This window comes from Chitinophaga sp. CF118, assembly GCF_900112615.1.
Lineage (GTDB): Bacteria > Bacteroidota > Bacteroidia > Chitinophagales > Chitinophagaceae > Chitinophaga.
On the sequence record NZ_FOMK01000006.1, the window covers coordinates 247,055 to 270,016 of the forward strand.

14 protein-coding genes are annotated in these 22,962 nt (G+C 40.0%); 8 read left to right on the forward strand and 6 right to left on the reverse strand.

What is annotated here, in order from left to right:
- Positions 1-334: 334 nt before the first annotated feature.
- Positions 335-1,657 (reverse strand): APC family permease, encoded by a 1,323-nt coding sequence (locus BM176_RS23160; RefSeq protein ID WP_090106717.1) that lies wholly within the window; start codon positions 1,655-1,657, stop codon positions 335-337.
- Between the two features lie 82 nt (positions 1,658-1,739).
- Positions 1,740-2,084, reverse strand: coding sequence for a DHCW motif cupin fold protein (locus BM176_RS23165; protein ID WP_090106718.1), 345 nt, complete (start codon positions 2,082-2,084; stop codon positions 1,740-1,742).
- Between the two features lie 263 nt (positions 2,085-2,347).
- On the opposite strand from BM176_RS23165, the gene BM176_RS23170 reads away from it, so the two are divergent.
- The 8 genes from BM176_RS23170 (at position 2,348) to BM176_RS23210 (ending at position 16,824) form a co-directional block, all read left to right on the forward strand.
- Positions 2,348-3,334, forward strand: a complete 987-nt coding sequence (locus BM176_RS23170; protein ID WP_090106719.1) for a hypothetical protein — start codon at positions 2,348-2,350, stop codon at positions 3,332-3,334.
- 1,112 nt (positions 3,335-4,446) lie between these two features.
- Entirely contained in the window at positions 4,447-5,277 is an 831-nt protein-coding gene (locus BM176_RS32570) for a tail fiber protein (protein WP_177230505.1), read from the forward strand.
- A gap of 50 nt (positions 5,278-5,327) precedes the next feature.
- Positions 5,328-9,857, forward strand: coding sequence for a DUF5977 domain-containing protein (locus tag BM176_RS23185; protein WP_143097891.1), 4,530 nt, complete (start codon positions 5,328-5,330; stop codon positions 9,855-9,857).
- Positions 9,858-9,867: 10 nt separating this feature from the next.
- Positions 9,868-14,295, forward strand: coding sequence for a DUF6443 domain-containing protein (locus tag BM176_RS32575; RefSeq protein WP_177230506.1), 4,428 nt, complete (start codon positions 9,868-9,870; stop codon positions 14,293-14,295).
- Between the two features lie 10 nt (positions 14,296-14,305).
- Positions 14,306-14,671, forward strand: a complete 366-nt coding sequence (locus tag BM176_RS23195; RefSeq protein WP_143097892.1) for a hypothetical protein — start codon at positions 14,306-14,308, stop codon at positions 14,669-14,671.
- A 603-nt stretch (positions 14,672-15,274) separates the two neighbouring features.
- Positions 15,275-15,793, forward strand: coding sequence for a hypothetical protein (locus BM176_RS23200; RefSeq protein WP_143097893.1), 519 nt, complete (start codon positions 15,275-15,277; stop codon positions 15,791-15,793).
- Positions 15,794-15,885: 92 nt separating this feature from the next.
- Entirely contained in the window at positions 15,886-16,332 is a 447-nt protein-coding gene (locus BM176_RS23205) for a hypothetical protein (protein WP_090106724.1), read from the forward strand.
- A 132-nt stretch (positions 16,333-16,464) separates the two neighbouring features.
- Positions 16,465-16,824 (forward strand): hypothetical protein, encoded by a 360-nt coding sequence (locus tag BM176_RS23210; RefSeq protein WP_143097894.1) that lies wholly within the window; start codon positions 16,465-16,467, stop codon positions 16,822-16,824.
- Between the two features lie 222 nt (positions 16,825-17,046).
- Here BM176_RS23210 and BM176_RS23215 read toward each other — a convergent pair whose 3' ends face one another.
- The 4 genes from BM176_RS23215 to BM176_RS23230 all read right to left on the reverse strand — a co-directional run bounded on the left by BM176_RS23215 (position 17,047) and on the right by BM176_RS23230 (position 22,764).
- Positions 17,047-19,233 carry a TonB-dependent receptor family protein gene (locus BM176_RS23215; protein WP_090106726.1) on the reverse strand — a complete coding sequence of 729 codons (2,187 nt, stop codon included), beginning with the start codon at positions 19,231-19,233 and terminating at the stop codon, positions 17,047-17,049.
- Positions 19,230-20,516, reverse strand: a complete 1,287-nt coding sequence (locus tag BM176_RS23220; RefSeq protein ID WP_090106727.1) for an HTTM domain-containing protein — start codon at positions 20,514-20,516, stop codon at positions 19,230-19,232. The genes BM176_RS23215 and BM176_RS23220 overlap by 4 nt, the downstream gene beginning before the upstream one ends.
- Positions 20,500-21,573 (reverse strand): imelysin family protein, encoded by a 1,074-nt coding sequence (locus BM176_RS23225; protein WP_090106728.1) that lies wholly within the window; start codon positions 21,571-21,573, stop codon positions 20,500-20,502. Before BM176_RS23225 ends, BM176_RS23220 begins: the two co-directional genes overlap by 17 nt.
- A 72-nt stretch (positions 21,574-21,645) precedes the next feature.
- Positions 21,646-22,764, reverse strand: coding sequence for a DUF4856 domain-containing protein (locus BM176_RS23230; protein ID WP_090106729.1), 1,119 nt, complete (start codon positions 22,762-22,764; stop codon positions 21,646-21,648).
- Between the last annotated feature and the right edge of the window lie 198 nt (positions 22,765-22,962).

The following is a 22,962-nucleotide window of genomic DNA, read 5'->3' on the forward strand; positions in this document are numbered from 1 at the left end:
GTGCTTTATTGTTTAATACACATGGAGGTCCTAATGGAGCCTTGTATGTTTTTACAAACACAGAGCTGAACTAAACGATATTGAATTAAATATATGAATAATTTCTCTTTTAAATAAATAAATCAGATTATTTGATTGGAAGAGAATATGGCAGAAGCGCCTGTGGGAGTCATATTTCTATATGCTACAATCAATATAAGTGTCGCATCTACAATTCATTGCATGATTTGATGAGCAAGATGAATTTTAATCGCTTCACCTTTCATTGACATTGATATTTTATAAGGAAGCAGGATATCACATCAGTTTATAGAGACCTTTTAATAATTGACAGTTAAGGTCTCCGCTGTAGCCTTGTCTTTATAGTATACACGATAATACCTACCGCTGTTACTGCTGCACCTGCAAGCATCATATGAATACCTGTAGATATAAAGATGCCTATCCAGATTATAATGGCCAATATTGCAGGTATTGGAAACAGTGGCATATGCCATTTGAAAAATGATCTTCCTTTCTTTTTGCTCAATAGGATGAGACCAATGGCCTGGGCAATGAATTGTATTAAAATCCGCATAGCCAGAATGGCACTTATCACTTCCTTAATCTTAAATAACAGGCTGAATACAAATGCTACTGCCCCCAGGAAGAGCAGCGATACATATGGGAAATTCTTTGTAGGATGCAGTTTCGCAAAGACCTTGAAAAAAGCGCCGTCCTTTGCTGCTGCATAAGGAATCCTGCTATATCCCAGCGTAGCGGAAAACACAGAGGCAAAAGCAACCCAGAGAATCAGGATAGTGGCAACCGTTGCTGCCTTATGTCCAGACAGTACCTGAACAAACTCGCTGACAACAAACTGGCTTTTCTCAATCTGCTCAAGCGGAAGTACCGAGGCTACACTGATATTCATACAGAGGTATAACACGGTGATACCTGCAATGGAAATAAACATACTGCGGGGAATGTTTTTCTCCGGTTGAGTGATTTCCCCTCCCAGGTGACACACGTTATAATACCCCAGGTAACTATACACTGTTTTAACACTGGCAAAGCCTAATGCCGCCGCAAAGGCATAGTTTAGTTGTAATCCGTCGTTGATATGTTTTACCGGTTCCAGGAAATGACCATGAGTAATACCTCCGCTAATGATCCATACCATTGTAACTAAAACGCCAATCCATAATAACACGCTTATTCTGCCAATGGTTTCTATTTTCCGGTAAAGCAGAAATACAATCAATATCACCACCGCACCACTCACTACCTTCTTTTCCCAGAAACCTAATGGGAAGATATACCCGGCATATTGCGCGAACCCGATGGCTGCTGAAGCTATTACAAGGGGGGCCTGGATCATAGTCTGCCACACGAACAAAAAGCTCATTAACTTGCCGGTACGTGGTCCAAAACCTTCTTTCAGGAAATTATAACTGCCGCCAGCCATTGGGAAAGTAGCCCCCAGCTCACTCCACACTGCAGCATCTATAAACGAAAGGATGGCACCGGCTATCCAGGCATAGAGAAACCCCGGACCATGCATCGTTTCAGCTACCACGCTCAATACTATAAAGGGGCCAATGCCCACCATATCTGTCATATTAATAGCCGTAGCCTGTAGTAAGCTAATGCGACGGGAAAGTTCTGGTTGCTTCATATCCACCGTAAAAGTAAAAATTTTACGCACGTTTTGATGATATAGGGAAGATATCTTATTTAATAGTGCCTTACCTCACCCATTACGCCTTCAGGAAATCCCCGTCAATAATCATCAGTTTTACCCCATTTGCAGATACAGAGCGATGAGAACTCAATTCATCCGAAACAACGTAAGTCATTCCTTTAGATAGGAGGGAGCTTTCTCCGTTTTGTAATTCACTTATAAATTCTCCTTCTAAACAATGCACTATGTGGCCTTTCTGACACCAATGATCGGCAATGTACCCCGGTGAATATTCCACTATCCTGATTCTTAAACCGGGAAATTGAAGCGTTTGCCAATATGCAATACCTGTTTCACCAGTATGTTCTGTTTTAGGAATTCCGGACCAGTCGATTGTTTGAAAGGGAATATTAATACTCATGGAGCTAATGGGTTTTTATACTGATCATAAAGGTACGTCGGAAAAATTGTTCATATTGCCATTCCTCGTTGGCACAATCTCTACAGAATATTTTCAATAATCTGATTAATCTTTTACAAAGGTAATCCCTCAGTTTTCATATTATTCTAAAATAAATTTATCGGTGATAATCAATTAATTGACAGGGGTAGTGTTACCCCTGTCAGTGGTTTCGTATTGCATATTTTATTTCATTTGCATCATACCAGAATAAAAACCTAATCATGCCAATGCAAGGATCTGCTGTTAATTACATCGCGCATTTGAATGCTTTTGCTCAGCATTCAAGGCATAACAAATACCTGCATGCGAATCATGTAAGTCTTTACTGGGCTTTATTCCATACCTGGAATCAGTATCACTTTCAGGATAGGTTCCCTATTAGCCGGGAAGCGGTAAAAAAGATGTGCCATATTGGTTCTAACAAGACCTATTCGCGTTGCCTGAAGGAGCTGCACAATTGCGGATTGATCACCTATTATCCAACTCCTGATATGTTCATGCCGAGTAAAGTCAGCATTACCCACCTGAATTCAGATGGTACATTACTGATGTATGAGCAGGAAGACCGTAGTCATTTTGCTACCGGTAATTTGAAGGACGATAGTAAAAGTGACACCGTAAAGTTGAATGACGATAGTAAAAATGCCCCCGTAAAGTTAAACGACGGTAGTAAAAGTGACACCGTAGAGTTAAGCGACGGTAGTAAAAGCGAACACGTTCCGTGTAGCACTTTTACTACCGTACCGGGGGGCAAAAATGCTACACTACCGGGGTCAAAAATGATACACTTTATTAAACAAAATATAAACAATGTTAAACGAGAGAGCAAACATGCGCGCGCGAGAAGAAAAAGTTTACCCACTGTTCCGCAATTGGAAGAAGTGCTGGCGCATTTCAAAACAATGGGATTACCGGAAAAAGAGGGTTTCAAGTTTTTCTCCCATTACCAGGCTATTGGCTGGGAGATAACCGGAAGGCCTATCCGGAACTGGCAGGCGGCCGTTACCAAATGGGCTGCGAATATTGATTCATTCACTAAAAAACAGAATGACAATGGAACAACACAAGAAGAGAGTAGCGGAAGCTGCCGGAATTTAATTTCACAATCTTCCGGGTGGAACAAAAGGCGCCTCTCTCTTGTTCCGGGCGCAGCCCCGTTGACTGTGATTGTTATTGCAATATTAATCCTTCATACATTTCCTGTTTAAAAATAAGTATGACCGCACTAAAACTCATAGATGAACACACTAAAAATGATAGATGAGATGATAATTACCTGAATATTTTCAGTCGGTTTCATTCAATTAATATCACATCTTAATGTGTAATGGTCTAATTTAAAAGGATGGTAATAGTCATCCTACGTTCATCCTACGTTTTAAACGTAGGATGAACGTAGGATGACTATATCTCCGCTTTATCTCAGGTACTTCGTTATAACTGTTTTATCGAGGTATTATTTGAAAACAATTTGCTTTGCAACATTTCCCCTTTCGACGGTATCCCAAGTGGACTTTTTATTCTAGCCATTGTGAATAAGATATAAATGAATTTAAGATTTTTACAGATTTTTTTATTGGTTTTATAAATTTTGTATCTTAGTATCAGATACATCTCCGGTGTCAGTTTCATATCTGCTTTCCAACTAATCACATCTGTAAAATGCATTGCTATAATTAGCATTGTGGATACTTATTTTCATCATTTTAAAGCCACAATTTTATGTGTGAGAACTTTTTTATTAGTACAAGAAAGGGCTTAGAGAAGTTTAATAAATGTGATATCCATTACATTGAATCCAATGGCAGACATGCAAAGATTGAGACAACAGCTTTTTATGCGTTTATTCATAAAATCCGTAGTATGCTGCCATAATATACTTTCCCTGTTTCCCCTCTACGTAAATAAGCTGCGTACCCACTCCCTAATTTTGTGAAATGATAATGATACGCCAGTGACTAAACGATATAATACGAAAGTGTTATTAGGTATCAGGAAAACTATGGATACTTTTACGCAATGCATTGTATGGTTGGAATGATTCTTCTACAGTATTTGTTATCCTGACTGGCTGTAGTAGAAATTCACAATATCCCTTATGCCATCGCGACTTTTCAATAACTTTTATGTATAAATATATTGTTTCCTTTTTATTTGTTATAGGACATGTGGAACCCTCTCATGCCAACGACGGTGTAAAAGCCGATAGTACCATTCAGCTTCCAGACAAATACTTATCCCAGGTGCAACATAAAACTCAAGCAAGCCCTGTTAAGTTGAGAATGGGGTATAGTTTTTAAGACGCATTCAATTTTAAAGTATGACTAAGAAATTTTTACTGCTTGCATGTGCAAGTATCTTTTTTGTTGCCATTAACTGTTTTTCTCAGGGCTTTGATAGTTTGTATTCCAATGTTGGGACTAATAAAGCATTGATTTTTACCCCCGTTGCCAATTACGGACACAAAATTTATGGTTTTGATGCAAGTGCCAGGACTGACCTTCGTTTTGCTGTTCGGGCAAATACGCCTATCTGGACAGATATCATGTCTATTACATCAGCAGGAAATGTGGGGATTGGCAATATAGCCCCATCACAAAAGTTAGTTGTCAATGGTAACATCATGTTGGGATTGGGAAACGCCATTGGAATGGCGTTAGCAGACAGTACTACCTATGATGGTAAATACCTGCCCAATTATGGTGTGGAATGGGTTTCCGATAGTTGGAATTCCTGGGGCCCTACTATGTGGGCTGGTGGTTTTGCAGGGATAAAGTTATTCACAAACAGACTTCCACGTTTTTCTATCAATGTGGATGGAAATGTAGGAATAGGAACAACTAATCCCGGCAGCAACAAACTAGCCGTTGAAGGTACTATTGCAGCCAGAAGAGTTAAGGTTACCCAGGCTGCTCCCTGGCCGGACTTTGTATTTGATTCTTCCTACCAGCTACCATCTTTACAGGAGATTAAAAATTATGTAACTGTTAATAAACATTTGCCTCATGTACCATCTGCCAAAGAAATAGAAAAGAATGGACAGGATCTGGGGGAGATGAATAGAGTGTTGCTGCAGAAAATAGAAGAACTGACGTTGCATCTTATTGAGCTGGAAGAGAAATTGGACAAGCTGGAAAAGGATAAGAAATAGGTTTGAAAAAGGTAGTTAACCGAAGAAAGGGTTTTTATAAAAGAGGTTTTATGGGACAAAATTTATATCACAACATGCATTCTCTCTCACATAGGAGATTATTTTTTCGAAAAAGAATCCTGTATTATATTTTTCTGTTGTTGTTATGTGTTACACAGGTAAACGTGTATGCACAGACCGATCCATGGGTAAATGGATTCGATCCCAAACGCAGTTTTCCAAGCCCGGAAATCGGCACGCTTGGTACATTTGGCTTGATACCAGCAAATCCTTTTACTGGTCAGGCTAATATTTCTATTCCCTTGTACGAGGTGAAGTATAAAAACCTTAGTGTACCCATCTCGATTGAATATGCTACCAAAGGTAATAAGGTAGAAGATCATCCGGGATGGAACGGCCTGGGATGGAATCTTTCGGCTGGCGGTGCAATCTATCGTAAGGTGAATGGATGGTATGATGAGATGCCCTTGTTTTTAGGACAGTCGATTGACAAGTCTTATTATGGCCAGAGCGGAAGAGTACCCGGAGGTTATACCAAGGTAGACTCGCTGTTATACTATGCCTCCGGGAATGGAATGGAATTATTTGATGGTATGCCAGATGAATTCATCTTCAATTTTAACGGTTACTCTGGGATCTTCTATATCACGAGACCCACGCCGGGTGGCGCAGTAGAAGTGAAAGTCAGGAGTAATGGTAATTATAGATTGAAAGCGGAGATAGTGGAAATGGATACTATTGCTTTTAATGACTGGAAAGGAGAAAGGGGTTATATAATAAGGCGAACAGCAAACGCGATTTATAAATTAAAAATAACGGATGAAAAAGGTGTCCAGTACATCTTTGGAGGTGATGTAGACGCAATAGAGTTCAACAATAATGGGATTATTAATTCTGCGCCTGCTACTGACCAGACAGTGGATATTTATACTATAGCCAGTGCATGGCATCTTACGCAGATCGTTGACCCGGGAGGCTATAATATTAAATTCAGTTATAAACGGCCAGGCAGAACACTTACACAGTCAGTTAACAGAAACCTTTTTGGATATACTGCTGCGGAAGTAAGTAATGTCTCAGCTATCCGGTGGTTATCTAATGGGCCGATGTTATATCTTAACGCATATACGTCCGAAAGTGTGAATTTCGGTATTCAGAACCCCGTTTTCCTTGATACGATCATTACTCCTTCGCAGACGATAACTTTCAGTAGCTCTAAAAGCAATGATCTGAATTATGATATTAACCATGATTCTGCAAAAAATAAGATCATGACTTCCATTGGGGAGCCTGAAGAACTGATCAGCTACTGGCAGAAGTTGGATGAAATCAATGTAAATGGCATTAAAAAATTCCGGTTTAATTATCTTGCTGATACATCCCGTCGTTTACAACTAAGCAGTATAGACCTGGAAACACCTTATGACAAAGTAAAAGCAAAGTATACTTTCACTTATAATGCATTAAAACTGCCCCGGTATGGTATGAGGATGGCTGACCACTGGGGGTATTATAATGGCCGTAGTTATGCTTATGATACGAATTACCTGACTACCCGTCAGCCAGATACTACTTATATGCGGGCAGAAATGCTGGAAAAGATTACTTATCCTACCGGAGGATATACCATCCTTCAGTACGAGCCTCATTTTTACAGAAAGGTGGCCGTACATTTTCCTTCTTCAGTGGACTCCATTGCTGTTGATAGTGTGGCCGGAGGTGTCAGAATTAAACGTATCATCTCTACTGCCGATGTAAACAGTGCTCCGGTCACAAAAGAATATTTTTATGTAAAAAATTACCTGAGTGGGGGTACTGTTTCCAGTGGGGTACTATCAGGAAGACCTGTATATGTTTCCACAGGACATCAGATCGTAAATGACGGCTCATTATCCAGCTATGGTTTTGTGAGAGTAACTGACAACAACTACCAGATGTTGAGTAATACAAATGGTAACCATATTACTTACTCTGAGGTAACCGAAAAATCCGGGGGAGGATATACTGTCTATAAATATAGTAACCTCGATAATGGTTATATGGACCAAAACCCATTGATAGATGTCACCAACTTCAGCTCTATATGGATGGAAGAGCCGGTTACCAGTATGGAACCATACAGAGGGCTCTTACTTGAACAGAATGTATATAATGGTAACAAGGAGTTGCTGACCAAAACGGGATACGAATATAACATTGACACTACTACTACAAATTTTAAAATTCCATGGATCTGGTCACTCAGATACTATCTGAACAAGGGTGCATTGAACCCTTACACGATAGTGAAAATGGTATCTGGTGTATTCTATATGAAACCGCCTGTACCAAAGGCCATTACAGAATCTGTATATGTACCCGGTACAGGGTTGTTACTAACTAAAACTACTGCTAATAAGTATTTCAGTGATCTGGGTACTTCACTGAATAGTTCTTATGATAATTATAAGGTAGCAGAAAGTAAAATGATGAGTAGTCAGGGGGATAGCCTCACCACTATCAGCAGTTATCCATATTCCATTATTGCTGCGGGAAATGACAATAGTGGGATCTATGCTGGTATGGTGAATAGTAATATAAATGCTGAGCTGGTAAAACAGGTATCATTCAGGAATATTATTCAGTTGAAATCAATGAATACCGTTTATTATACACCTTATACCGGTTTATATCTCCCTCATTATGTAGAAGAACAGGAGGGTAGTAATAAAATTGATACAGCTGTGTATGTTAACAGTTATGATAATATCGGCAATATCCTGGAGACAGTTAGTAAGGGAAGCATTATAGCCAGTTATATCTGGGATTATAAAGGCCAGTATCCAATAGCTACTGTCATGAATGCAGGACGTAGTGACATAGCCTATACTTCTTTTGAAGCTGATAGTACAGGTGGATGGCGTGTGATTGGTACTCCCATTGTAGATACTACATCTCCCTCAGGTACTTATAGTTTGAACCTAAGTGGAAATTCCAGTCTTATTTTTTTATTGAGCAAATCCGGATTAAGCAGTAGTAAAACTTATATCGTCTCTTACTGGAGTAAAGGAGGGAGTTATACCGTAGATGGAAGTACGGCTGTAAGTAGTGGTATGACAGTAGGAGGCTGGACTTATTACGAGCATCTGGTTAAAAATGTAACTGCTACCTCCATTACCGGGAACGGATTTGTAGATGAAGTCCGTTTATACCCATCAGATGCGCAGATGACTACCTATACCTATAAACCACAGATAGGTATGACCAGTCAATGTGATGCCCGGAGCATCTTTACTTACTATGAATATGACACTTATAGTCGCTTACATTTGATCCGTGATCTGAATAAGAATATTACAAAACTTATCTGTTATAACTATTATACCGGGGAGATTGAGAAATGTAATGAAGCTGTCTATTATAATACAGCACAAAGCGATTCTATTACCAAAACCTGTTCAGATACTATGATTGGCTCCAGTGTTACCTACACGGTAGCAGCCGGTGTATACAGCTCTGATGAAAGTGTGGCCGCTGCGAATGCCAAGGCGTTGGCAGAAATTGCCACAAATAAACAGGCATATGCTAATGCACATGGTACGTGTAGCTATCAGAGTGATTCAATGCAATTAAGTGCAACAAAACAATGTGACCCGGGTTACCAGGGAACGTACGAAACTTATAAATTACGTCGGGGTGCATATCTGTCAACAATAAGTACTGCACAAGCTAATAGCCTTGCACAAGCTGATTTGATTGCAAATTACCAGACTTATGCCAATACACATGGTCAATGCCTGGTATGTAATGTGTTCTTCAGCAAAAAAGCGGAATCATCCGATCTGGGTACCTTCAATGTGAATATTACGAATGCATCTACCGGCGCTTCTGTGTACAATAAAACCCTTACAGATCCAACAGATGCTCAACTTGCCAGTTGTTTGAGCCTGCCTACCGGTTCTGGTCTCAGTTATAATGTAAGCATCAGTAGTATGAGTACCATTTATGTAACCATCAACGGTACTGAAACCAAAGTTACGTCCACACCGGTAGTATGGATCATGACTACGGGTATTAATATTGTATTCTCTTCAATACCGGCGACTGTCTACAGTAGTGCTGCCAGTAACCTGAGTTATCAAAAGACTAACTGTAAGCTAGATTCTGTAGGTACTTATGTGGCTTATCCGGTGCCATTAGGTAAGTATACTTCAACGATATCACAGAAATACGTGGATTCACTGGCAAAAATATTTTCCGATGCCAATGGCCCAGCTTATGCCAATGCAAACGGTTTCTGCTTCCCTGCTGGTAAGAATGTAGCAATCCTACAGAAGAAGGGTGCCAATGCAGTACCGGGTGCTTATTCAATTACCATTAAAAGGGCCAGCGATAATACCACCGTTCTGACATATAGTTACCTCGCTCTTGATGGGAACCTTCCTCTTTACAACACACTTACTGATGCTACTTACATTGTTCAGATTTCAGGTCAACAATCATTTAGTGCATCTGTGAATGGTTCGGCAACAACGGTAGGTACCAGTATTACTTCATGGACAACATCGACACCGATAATTATTATTGTTGGAGCATTATAATTATTAAACTATGAGATCTCATTATATAAAATATCTGTTGTTTTTTATCTGTATGTCGTACATACAGGTAAAAGCACAAAATGTACCCGGAACAGGCCAGCGGCCAATAGCGCAACCTGTTACAGCCCCGGCTGCATACAGCAACCCCGCCCTCAACTACGTTCGTGTATTTGAGCCGAGCATGATCAGCAGTGATACTGCTGTCGTCTCAGCCGCTGCAAGAACAACTGCGGAAGTCAAACAGACAATGCAGTATTTAGATGGATTGGGCCGTCCCTTACAAACAGTATCCAAAGGTATCAGTCCTACAGGGAAAGACGTGGTGACGCCTATAGTATACGATACTCTTGGGCATGAACAATATAAATACCTGCCCTATACATCGCAAACAAGCAGTGATGGCCGGTTTAAAGTGAGTCCGTTTAGCGAGCAGAAGGCTTTCTATCAGAACGATGCCTTAAATCCTGGTGTTACCGGAGATAGCATTTATTATATGCAAACGGGATACGAATTATCTCCTTTAAATCGTGTATTAAAAACATATGCTCCCGGCAATAGTTGGGCAAAAGAAGGCGGTAATCATCCTGTAGAAAACAGGTATTTGTTGAATACAGTCGCTGATTCTGTCTGCATATGGAATATTACGTTAGACCTTCCAACTTCTTCCAGCACATATGGAGCCGGACAATTATTCAAGAATGTTATTGTAGATGAGACAGGTAGTCAGGTGATTGAATATAAAGATAAAGAAGGCAATATAGTATTAAAGAAAGTGCAGTTATCTGTTACTGCGGATACCATTCATGCACATACGAACTGGTTATGTACTTATTATGTGTATGATAACCTGAATCGTCTGCGTGCTGTGATTCCCCCGCTGGCGGTGGAAAAGATTACAGAAACATGGACCCTAAGCGCGTCACTGGCAAATGAATTATGTTTCCAGTACCAATATGATAATCGCGACCGGATGATCGTGAAAAGAGTACCGGGCATGGGACCGATTAATATGGTATATGATACAAGAGACCGGCTTGTATTTGCACAAGACTCCATACAGCGTGCAAAATCTCCGCAGGAATGGATCGTTACATTTTATGATGGGATGAACCGCCCTGTCATGACAGCTTTGTACAAAGCGACTATTACAAGAGCAGCGTTGCAGGCAGGTATTAATACTGTCAGCACTGGCACGCAAACCATTTCCTATGTGTTCCCGGCTGTGGCAGATTTAACATTGTCAAGTTATGATGGAAGTGCTGCTTACACTGCTACAAACAGTATTACTATATTACCGGAATTTGATTCCGGTATAGGCGCAGAGTTTATCGCATCTATAGATACCAGTTACAAAGCCGGAACCACTACGCTTACGGTATCCAATCCGTTACCCGGTATTGCGGCCGATTCGCTCACGCCATTAACTTATACCTTCTATGATAGCTATGACTATTCCGGTAAGCTGAATTATGTAAGCACTGATTTTTCTAGTCTTAGTAGCGGTAGTAACCCATATGCTGAAACACCCCCTACAGGTGGAAGTACAATGACACGTGGCCTGGTTACGGGTATCAAAGTAAGAGTGCTGGATACTGATCAGTGGCTGACAACAACCAATTATTACGATAATAAAGGTCGTGTTATACAGGTAGTTTCTGATAATACTACTGGTGGTAAAGACATTACAACGAACCAGTATGATTATAATGGTAAAGTATTAAGTAGTTTCCTTCGGCATACTAACCAGCGCAGCGCGACAACCCCACAGACTACATTACTAACGATGATGTCGTATGATGATATGGGGCGCGTGTTGAATATTACCAAACGATTAAATAGTGATATTACACAGATTATTGCAGCAAATACTTACTATGAATCAGGTGCCGGAAAACAGAAACGCATAGGCGTTAAATCAAACGGACAACTGGATTCATTAAGTTACATCTACAACATCCGTGGCTGGTTGCGTGGCATCAACAAAGCGTTTGTTAATAGCAGCAGTACTGATAACTGGTTCGGCGAAGAATTAAGTTATGACTATGGATTCGATTCCAGTCAGTATAATGGCAATATTGCCGGTGCTAAGTGGAAGAGCAAATCTGATGGTACTGCCCGAGCTTTCGGCTACAGCTATGATAAAGTCAACCGCTTAACAAAAGCTGACTTCAATCAACAAAACAGCGGCAGTACTTCATGGATGCAGGATAAAGTGAACTTCTCCGTAAGTAGTCTTTCTTACGATGCGAATGGTAACATCAAAACGATGGCGCAGAAAGGAATGATTGGAACTTCGATCAGTACAGTTGATCAGCTGACTTACTCCTATCCTGTTACCGGTAGTAATAAGTTATCTGCTGTATCAGACACGAGCAATACCGCTTCTGCCAAACTCGGTGATTTTATTAATGGTACTAATATAGGTGATGACTATACGTATGATGTGAACGGTAATCTCATCAGCGACCTTAACAAGGGCATCAGTGCTATCACTTACAACTATTTAAATTTACCGTCTAAGGTTAGCATAAAGGGTAAGGGAACTATTGCTTACCAATATGATGCTGCAGGGATCAAATTAAAGAAAACAGTCACTGACAGTACACTCACTACACCTAAAATCACTGTCACAGATTACATTGGCGGATTTGTGTATCAGCAGGATAGTCTAGAGTTCGTATCTCATGAGGAAGGGCGAATCCGTCCGCTATATAAAACAGGTGCAGCGACTACTTACACTTACGATTACTTCGAGAAGGATCACCTGGGAGATGTACGCGTAGTATTAGGTACACAAAGTGATACCAGCAAATATGCGGCCACCATGGAAACTACCGCTACTGCTACGGAAGGTGCATTATTCACCAATATGGATAATACCCGATATCCAACATCAAACATCGCTGGTTATCCTACAGATAACACTACGAGCCCGAATGCTTACGTTGCCCAACTGAATGAGTCACTTGGTAAGAAGATCGGTCCTTCGATAGTATTACGTGTAATGGCCGGCGATACGATACAGCTTGGTGTGAAAGCCTTCTACAAGAGCACAGGCACCAGCACCTCAGGAACGACCACCAGCGATATGCTAACTGCTTTATTGCAAGCATTTAGTGGGGGCGGCGCGACTGATGGCTCGCATCTGGCTACAGGAAGCAATTCTCCTATTGCGACCAGCTTTACTAGTGCAGACTATGACGCATTAAAACAACAGGATCCTACTCAGAATCTGAGTGATAAACCCAAAGCCTACCTGAGTTACGCTTTATTTGATGATCGTTTTAATATGGTCAGCGAAAATAGCGGCGTGAGACAGGTGCAGGGTAGCCCGGATGCGTTACAGACACTGAGCACTGACAGAATAGCTATCAAAAAAACCGGATTTTTGTATATTTATACGAGCAACGAGAGTTCGCAGGATGTATATTTTGATAATCTGATAGTTGCGCATACTACGGGGCCATTATTAGAGGAAACTCATTATTATCCGTTTGGATTGACGATGGCGGGGATTAGTTCGAAAGCACTGAAAGGGGCGAATTATGTGGAGAATAGATTAAAGTATAATGGGAAGGAGTTACAAAGTGGGGAGTTTAATGATGGCAGTGGGTTGGAGTGGTACGATTATGGAGCAAGGATGTATGATGCACAGATTGGGAGATGGGATGTGATAGATCCATTAGCAGAGAACATGCGGAGGCATTCTCCCTATAATTATGCTTTTGACAATCCAATCAGATTTATAGATCCTGACGGAAGAGCTGCGGAATCAGTGCACTTGGGTAAGCTGGGGAACGTTCTTGGTAACTATAACGACGGAGATAATGGTGTCTACCTTCATTCAAATGCTACCTCTGCAAAAGATTATAAGAATCAATACAGCGCAACAAATACGGCAGCAGGTGGGCAGAGGATTGGGGAGTTAGGAAAGAAAATAGATGTAAATTCCATCCTAACTAATTTACTGGCAACAAATAAAGAAACCGCTGACCGTATATTGACTCCGGAATGGGTTAATAAGGTAAAGCAGTATGGAGTCTGGGATTTGAAGGATAATAAAAATACAATTTTTGGTGTCGCATGGGCATATGACGAAGACCATCCAAAACAAAAGAATACGAACTTTATTTTCAGAGATGTTAGTCTGGGTAAAATGTTTAATGCTGCTGATGTGGGGAATTATCATGCAGGATATACCGGTACTTATGTAGGTATTCCCCGGTATATGCAGTTCGTGGGTGCCGGAGGAGTGGAAACCCTCAAACAAGGCGAATATCTTAAATTGTTCTATCCTTCACATTACTTATGGGCTCCCTTTGGGGATCGTGACAGAGATTACTATTTTAATCGTCTTGGTATGCAGCAGGTCGCATCTGAGCCTCTTCGCTCAGACTATTTTACAAGGAAAATGATTCGCTATGGTCCTAATTTATAAAAGAAATATCATGATCAGATACTATTGTTTTTTTATAGCTGTTTTATTGCTTACCGCTTGTGTAAACAAGCGGGATAAGAGTGATTTTAAAAGGAGTTTTCAACCTTGTGATAATAATCTAAGCATTGAGCTATATACAGTTTTTGGGAGTGGTGCATTTGGTGGAGATCTATTGTCAGCTTATCTGACTGATTCAACAAACTTCAGAATGTATATCGGGACATTTGATGATGCGCAGGGTGGTTATTTTTGTGAATGCCGTGGAGACACTATTGTTGTTGAAGAAATTATGACAACTGATACTGGAGACAAGAAAGTGGTCAGAACGAAAACCCTTAGTCTGAAGCAACTGAAGAAACAGGGGAAATTTGAATAGCCAAAACAGGTACTAAAATCATACAAACTTTCAGGTGTACGAGAGAAAATGTTAATTGACTTTATGTACTGAATTCTAAAACGGCTGTTCCTACGGAATGGCCGTTTTTTTAACCGCCACTTATTAAGGGAGAATTACCGCTTTCTTTTCGAATAACAGTCAGATTTATTGATGGGTTGCCAATAAAGAACTTGGAAATGTTATACTCTATAGCATAATAATATGAAATTGGTCTGTTCCGGCGAGCAAGAGTACGAAAGAATAGGGTCTACAGTAAGCAGGTCCTTTTCAAACAATAATATGGGGGTTTTAATGAAGGTGAGAGTGAAAAGAAGCTTAATATAATAAAACAGAAATCTGTTGATAATACTTACTGCTTTGTGTTCTATTATGTTATCTGAAATAAAATTCTCTTCATATATTATTTAATGAATATTTAGTTACAAACTAAATCTGCTGTATTGGATACGATTATAAATTGAACGGAAGAGCATTGAGGGATTTTGCAACGTGGTATGGAAGACCAGGAGGTGAAAATGATGGGAAAAGCTTCTTTATATATGGATACGGAAATGCAAAAGTGACTGTTAAAAAATAATGATTATGAAGAAATTTCTTTTAGGATCTGTATTGTTTTTATTAGTAATGGGATGTTCTTACTTAATTTATAGGGAATATTCGTTTAGCCCTTTAAAGAAAGGTGACTTTCAAAAAATATTTGTGGAGCAAAATATAAGTTTTAATAACTCTTGTAGCAAGGATTTTCTTGGTATTAGTTCCGGTTCTGAATTATTTGAGATATACCTATACAATGTAAAGGGTGGGATAATAAGTAAGGAATTCCCGAAGATTACTGAATGGGAACACAAAGAAATTACAGATAAAGTAGTCGTAGGTAAATGGAAGAATTGTCCTATTGACAGCCAGACAATGGTGCTATATAAATTTGCTTTGAAAGCTAATGATTTTGATAAAGTAAAATGTTTTAATTCCTTCAATAAGGAGGTATTAAATCCCACAAATTATTACTGCTTTGTTCACTTTAATGATTTGGAGCAATATTTTTTGCTGTACTGTACGGATTGTCAAGAGTTATATTATATCAGAAGGAAAGGGTTTTAAATTGAGTAGGAAGTAAGCGATTATTTCCCTTACCGTTTTAAACATCTTCAAGTATAGAGTAACGAAATATATTTATCATTAAGTTGAAATGTATGGGGAAAAGGGAATTTTTTTTTGTGTCAGTCTTTATTGTGGTAATTCTGACTGCACTCATTATTTATTTTAATTCGGACAATAAAAGTGATTATGTTGATACAACTATTGCAGAATTGCCATCAAAAGCGGGATATCCACCGGTTTTTATTAAGAGAAAGGTGTGGGGACTAACGGGGGATAAGCAAATAGTTGTTATTTCAAACGTTGGTAATGAAGATTTTAAACCCCAAAAATCAAATGATTATATCTATGAGGGGCTTTTTGAGATATTTTATAAATTACAGCATGACACATTGTTTATTTATACACTTGTATCGTCTCCTGTACCGAATAAGTTTAGTTCGCCTTATAAAATAGTTCAAGTGGAATTGGATAATCCTGAATTAATGGACTTAATAGAATATGATAATTACAAAAAAAAAGGGCTTAAAAAAGTTGAATGAATATTGTGCTAAGATGCGAGAAAACGAACTTTATTTTCAATGATATTGGCATGGATGGGCAGCATGCATTATCCGAGCCTCTTCGCCCAGACTATTTACAAGGGAATGGTCCTAATTTATAAAAGAAATATCATGATCAGATACTATTATTTTTTTATAGCTGTTTTATTGCTTACCGCTTGTGTAAACAAGCGGGATAAGAGTGATTTTAGATCGAGTTTTAAGTCTTGTAATAATCTAACTACTGAGTTATATAGAGTTTATGGTGGTGGCGCATTGGGCGGAGACCTATTGACAGCTTATCTGACTGATTCTACAAACTTCAGAATGTATCTCGGGTTATTTGATGATGCGGATGGTTATTTTTGTGAATGCAATGGAGACACTATTGTTGTTAAGGAAATGAAAACAACGGATTCTGGATACAGGAAAATCGTTGGAACAAGAAAGTTTAGTCTAAACGAGCTGAAGAAACAAGGTAAATTTGAATAGCCATAACAGGTACTAAAATCATACAAACTTTCAGGTGTACTAGAGAAAATGTTAATGGACTTTATGTACTTAATTCTAAAACGGCTGTTCCTACGGGAATGGCCGTTTTTTTAACCGCTCCTTATTAAGGGAGAATTACCGCTTTCTTTTCGAATAACAGTCAGATTTAAAGATTCGTTTGGAAGCAGTAGGTATATCAATCATTTAATACACTTACCACTTCTAAAACTTTGCCTGCAATGTCAGATAAAAACTCCTCGCATCCGAAGGTATAATACCTGGTCCCGGATAACTATCCGCCCTTCTTGTAAAGTAACGTACATCAGACAGATTGTTAATTGAACCAAGCACACTAAAATGTTTATTCAGATGATATTCCGCGGAAAGGTCCATTACGCTATAAGCAGGTATTAATCCATCAATAGCATTATCTGTAAATGTAGCATTGGTTGCATCTGTATATTGCTTGCCTGTATAAGAGTACTGATAACTACCTGCCCATTTTTTATAACGTACAGCTACTCCTGTTTTAAACACTACATCAGGTACAAACTCAACACGACGGCCTTGAATGGAAACATCTTTACTATGAATATATTTAGCATTAATCAAAGAGAAATTGGAAAACAGCGTTACACTTGTTGACGTTTCATTTCCTTTTATCAACTTCCAGATATCCGCTTCTACATAAGATTCCAACCCAATATGCCTCGATTGTGCCACATTTGTTCTGAGATTGTAAGTGAGGATACGGACACTATCTACAGATAAAATACTGCCGATTTTATTATCATAATTAAGCAGGAATACACTCACATCAAAGTTAAAGATCCCTATATTTTTACGGATACCTATATCCGCAGAATATCCTTTTTCATCCTGCAGATTACTATCTACCCGGAGATTCGGATTCAATGTGCGCAGGTCATTAAAGTTGATGGCCTTATAATTCCTGGAGAAGTTACCATAAAGTTGTAAGAAGGAAAGAGGATTATAGGTAACCCCAATTCCGCCTAATATGAAGCTGCGGCTGTTGCGCTTGTTATCTGTAATCTTTTGGGCAAAGATGGGATTGCCTGCACCATCAAATACTACATTGGTATAGTTACCGTCTGCTTTGGTAGTAATGGATTCAAAGCGCACTCCCGGAATGATATTCAGCCTGGGAGTAACACGGAAGATGTTCTCTGCAAAGATGGCGGTGTTATGATTGGGAAATATATACCTGGAATAACGCAGAGAATCAGATGCTTTGGTAGGAGTGAAAGTAAAATCATGACCGGATCCATCACTTCCATATCCCTGCTCACGTTCCGTATGACCGCTATAATACCTGAACCCCAGGAGAGCCGTTCCCACTTTATATTGGTACAATAATCTTGTCTCATTTCCCCAGTTGTGATAATGATCGGTGTAAAGGTTTCTGTCGGACCCATCATCTGCGCGGTTAATGAATGTAAGCAGACCCAGGGCATCCCTGCTTGCCATTAATCCAAAGAACCGCGTATTTAATGTTAGCTTATTACTGATGTGGTAATCCAGAGAAACAGCTCCCAGGTTCCAGTTAACCCTGAACCAGTTTCTGGCCCGTACAGATTGTCTGGGATCGGCTTTGAAATCGGCATCCGTGAGGCCTCCTGGCTGATGCTCCAGGTAGTTCATATAAGTATACTGTAAGGTTACTGATAGGCGCTCATTGAGTTTGTATATTGCAGAAGCATAGGCAGTATTGGAGTTGAACTCCGCATTTGGCCGCCAGCCATCTCCGGATTTATGCTGAAAGAAACCGTAGTAGTTTAATTTGTTGATAGTACCCCCAACGCTGGTAGAGGTATTTAGGAAGTTCCAGGAACCAGCTGTTAAGCGTGTATTAACGGCTACCTTCTGACTATCAGATCCTCTTTCCATTTTAAAGTTGATCATCCCGCCAAACTGTGTGCCATATTGCAAAGAGGCAGCTCCGCGTACTATTTCAATACGTTCCACTGCTTCGGCCGGTGGAGTATAATAACTCTCAGGATAACCCAGTGCATCTGCACTTATATCATAGCCGTTTTGTCGTGTGTTAAAATTGGATACCCGGTTAGGATTCAGTCCTCTGCCACCAATAGCCAGCTGTATACCTGCCCCGTCGTTCTCCCAGATGTTGAGCCCAGCCACTTTTGAATAGATCTGCCGGCTGTTGTTCGTCGCCTTATTACCCACCAGGTTTTTCATTACGATCACCTCTGTTTTCTTACCGGCATAGATGGCAGTTCCTTCCACGTCTTTTAATCGTGTAAAGCCACTGTGCAGCTGTTCCGCCGATTTAACAACCACTGTGTCCAGGTGTTTAGACAGCGTATCCTGTGCATAAGCAGTAAACATACAACTACAAAAAGCAATTACAACTGCAAAAGTTTTCATCATTTATTATTATAAGGAATAATCCATTTTTTATGAGCGAACCAGGACTCTTTTTCATTTGCCAGGTTCACGGTACTGTCGATATACAAATGGCTGCCACTGCCGTTCAGGTTCACATAACTTTCTACTGTAACCACGGGGTTTGTTATACCCTGTTGTTGATATTGCCGTTTTAGTATATGAGCATATTGCAGCATCATATCCGGCTGAGTCTCCATCATCCTTTCCTGGTAATGGGTAAGGAAAGCAGAATTATCTACCTGGAATTTTCTTCCGCTAACCGGGTCTTTCACATAAAAGAAAGTAGTACCGCTTTTCTCCATTAACATAACCCGCCAGGAAAAACGATAACCTTCTTCTGTCCACAGTAAGGTGCCGGGGTATAAGAGATAACGGAAGGGGAGAAGAAGCTGGATGAAGAAATGTATTCCAAGTATTGCGAAAAATATCTTTTGTGTTTTAACAGGAAGTTGTTTTTCTGACTCCTGTTTCCGCAGGAATAAATTTCCAGGGAAGAAGATAAGAGTTGCACTCATCATCAGGTAAGGGAACATACCTATCTGGAATATAACAGCAGTGAGTATATGAAATATAACTACCAGCAGATACCCCACGCGTTGTGTATGTTTATTCAATAACAGGAAAGCAATGGATAAATCAAACAATGCTCCGGCCCAGCTGAAGGCATAGGCTACCCATTCGTATTTAAACAGTGGTATGGATGTTGCCGGTAGCCATATTCTCAATGGCATTGCATGAAAGAGCCAGTCGGTATTGAGTTTGGATAAGCCTGCACAGATGTAAACAATGCAAAGCTGGTATTTAAATATCAATATCATCCATGCAGGTACCTGCGTTGCTTTTAAAGATGGTTTGCGTAGTACATCTATAGAACAGTAACGATGTGCAGACACCAGCATCAGTAAAAAACAGATTATAGTAACGAGGTAATAATGATTCAGATAATAGGTTTTGTCTAATAGTTCCGCATAAGAAAAAATCAGAAAAAACGCTACTGATGCTATCCTGTAAAAGAGACCTATACAAATAAATAAAGCAGCAATGGCCATTAATGCATAAAGGCTATACATGCCCGTTTCCCCAAAAGGATGCAGTCCTTCAAGGAATGGAAAATGGAAAGCAGGCTTCACGTAAAAGTCATGAATCCATCCTTTTATAATAAAACGAACGGTGCTGATGAACAGCACCGCCCCGAAAGCTATACGTAGTACGGCTAATGGCTTTATACTCCTGTAACGGACAAAATAATTAGTCTCCATCATCATCCTGGAAAGAGATTTTAATCCCTATTGCTGAACTCATGTCTGCTTTCAGGAGGACTGTCAATTTTCGTACTTCTGTAAAAGCATCTGTAATGTCTGTAGAATTATTTTCAATGCCTGCAGACAGTGGATCCGGTAAGGCCTGGAATTTAGATAGAACAGCATTCATCTGACTTACAATAGCATCATTCAGCGAACCGCCATTATACTGTGCTTTGGAAGCAATTACTTTTTTATCGATTCCATGTAAGTAAATATTCTTTATGGCCTGTATCTGTGCTACCAGCAACTGATCAGACAATCCACCATAATACCCTTCTACTTTTGCAGGTGCCTTTGGCAATACAGTAGGGCCGTATACGCCAATCGGAATGCCTATTTTATAGTTCTGCAGGTTTACGTCGAAGTCCTGTACATATGAATTGCCCAGCAGCGATAATGAACTTCCGGAATTAACACCAGTAGCATTTTGGAACGTAGTCAGATAAGTATTGGTCCATGCAGTTACTACAGCTGCTGATTTTGTTTTTAACGAAGCAGATAATGCAGCCAGGTATGATTTTGCTCCTGTTGAGTTGAACCGTGCAAGTGTAGCATCGGTACCATATGCAAACAAGAGGTAGTCCATTGCCGGAAAACCTTGTGCGGCATAGTTTCCCAGTCCGTCAATGGAATAGGTATCACCCCCTATATTATTTTTGATGATATTGGTATCTGTAGGAAATGCATTGGTGAAATGGGTAGTCAGGAATGCATCTGCTGCCGGTCCGAATTCAAATTCACTACAGGCAGCCCATGATTTATAAGCCTCTGTAAATGCAGTTTGCACTGTTGTTAATGTAGTGGTGGAAGGATCTGTGTTAAAGGCTGTAACAGCAGCATCCAGTGTAACTGCGCTGGCAGATAGTTGTTTGTAGGAAGGCAGTATTACATCCGTACTAAGACTGATCAGCACAGAATCGGTTCCTGTTGTTGGATTGGTTGTATCACCACTATCCGACTTCCCGCAGGAGAAAAGAGCAACTAACACGCATAGTGTTAATAATTTGTATGGCTTCATTGTTCAACTTATTTAATTGCCAAAGCTGATACCGGGTAGGTATCAGCTTTCTGTAATAGATATTCTTTATTCTTACAGATTTGCTTTTATGCTATCCCATCCGTAGATGCTGCTGATCTTGTTAAGGATCGCATCGATACCTGCAGGAGTGATATTGTAGAAGTTCGTACCATACAGGTCTAATACTGCCTGGTAGTCGGTATCACTAATCTTTTTATGTGCATTATATTTTAGTGCAGTCCAGAAACCTAATGATTCAGAAAGGTTTCCACATACAGCAGCGGCGCCGTTAGCCAGATTTCCTTTTGCTTCGTTCAGTTCATGAAGGGCAGCAGCGGCCTCCATCGTTTCGAAAAAAGGAATGATGATAGCAGCTTGTGCCAGGGCAGTTGCGTTATCATTGTTAGCCAATGCAGCTCTTCCTTTCAGGAAAGCGTTCATTAAGGTAGGGTTGGCGTTGATACCGGTTAATGCAACTACAGGTTTTGTAATACCTGAATCGATCTGACTGGTATAAGATCCCCAGTACTTTACACCCGTTCTGTTAGCAGGGAAATTGGAAGCAACGCCCCACATGTAGAATGCCTGGTCCCATGCATGTTGTTTAGCGGTGGTGCTGATATTGCTGTTCAGGGAGTCGCTCAGATATACATCAGTGATCTGGTGACCAATTAATACACCCATGATAGTTTTAGTGAAATATTGTCTCCAATAGATACCATTGGCAGATAATAATGTTTTGCGATCGCTCACACCTGCAACGCCATTGGCTGCCGTGTTGCCGGTTTGACTGGCAGTGCCGATACTATCCATCACACTTTCAATCAATGACTGTGCGGTGCTGATAGTGTTACTATTCAGCTGTATACCGGAAGTATTCAGGTTTAAAATATTACCACTAAAAGTAGTATCGGTAAAGAAACTACCCTGGTTGGCAAACATGCTTTTCAGTTTGGAACTGCTTACCACATTTCCTTGTGTATTACCGAGGTTTATTGCTGCTTCTATCTGTGCAATCATTGACAGACTTGCTTTGGCAGACAGGGAATCGACATTGGTAAAAGTGTAGGTTGTTGGAACGGTATATGTTGGAGTTGCAGGTGTTGTATTATCATCATTTTTGCATCCCACAGACAACATTATTGCGGCAGTAATTATAACCACAGAATAGCTAATCGCTTTTATACTCATACAGTTTTTTAGTTAATTTGGCCTGCAAGATATAGTAGGGATAATTCATTCATTTACGCAATCGGGAAAATATTTTGCGAGATGCAAAAATAATCGACGTATATAATAAGAGCCTTTGCCATGGCTGGTTAAGAAGTGTTGTCCAGATGCATGACAATTGATGATGTAACTGGACTGGCTCTGTTTTTTGGAGGTAAA

Bases quoted from the DNA above. Each gene is read 5' to 3' on its own strand.
- BM176_RS23160 (WP_090106717.1), bottom strand. From the start codon at position 1,657: ATGAAGCAACCAGAACTTTCCCGTCGCATTAGCTTACTACAGGCTACG.
- BM176_RS23165 (WP_090106718.1), bottom strand. From the start codon at position 2,084: ATGAGTATTAATATTCCCTTTCAAACAATCGACTGGTCCGGAATTCCT.
- BM176_RS23170 (WP_090106719.1), top strand. From the start codon at position 2,348: ATGCCAATGCAAGGATCTGCTGTTAATTACATCGCGCATTTGAATGCT.
- BM176_RS32570 (WP_177230505.1), top strand. From the start codon at position 4,447: ATGACTAAGAAATTTTTACTGCTTGCATGTGCAAGTATCTTTTTTGTT.
- BM176_RS23185 (WP_143097891.1), top strand. From the start codon at position 5,328: ATGGGACAAAATTTATATCACAACATGCATTCTCTCTCACATAGGAGA.
- BM176_RS32575 (WP_177230506.1), top strand. From the start codon at position 9,868: ATGAGATCTCATTATATAAAATATCTGTTGTTTTTTATCTGTATGTCG.
- BM176_RS23195 (WP_143097892.1), top strand. From the start codon at position 14,306: ATGATCAGATACTATTGTTTTTTTATAGCTGTTTTATTGCTTACCGCT.
- BM176_RS23200 (WP_143097893.1), top strand. From the start codon at position 15,275: ATGAAGAAATTTCTTTTAGGATCTGTATTGTTTTTATTAGTAATGGGA.
- BM176_RS23205 (WP_090106724.1), top strand. From the start codon at position 15,886: ATGGGGAAAAGGGAATTTTTTTTTGTGTCAGTCTTTATTGTGGTAATT.
- BM176_RS23210 (WP_143097894.1), top strand. From the start codon at position 16,465: ATGATCAGATACTATTATTTTTTTATAGCTGTTTTATTGCTTACCGCT.
- BM176_RS23215 (WP_090106726.1), bottom strand. From the start codon at position 19,233: ATGATGAAAACTTTTGCAGTTGTAATTGCTTTTTGTAGTTGTATGTTT.
- BM176_RS23220 (WP_090106727.1), bottom strand. From the start codon at position 20,516: ATGATGATGGAGACTAATTATTTTGTCCGTTACAGGAGTATAAAGCCA.
- BM176_RS23225 (WP_090106728.1), bottom strand. From the start codon at position 21,573: ATGAAGCCATACAAATTATTAACACTATGCGTGTTAGTTGCTCTTTTC.
- BM176_RS23230 (WP_090106729.1), bottom strand. From the start codon at position 22,764: ATGAGTATAAAAGCGATTAGCTATTCTGTGGTTATAATTACTGCCGCA.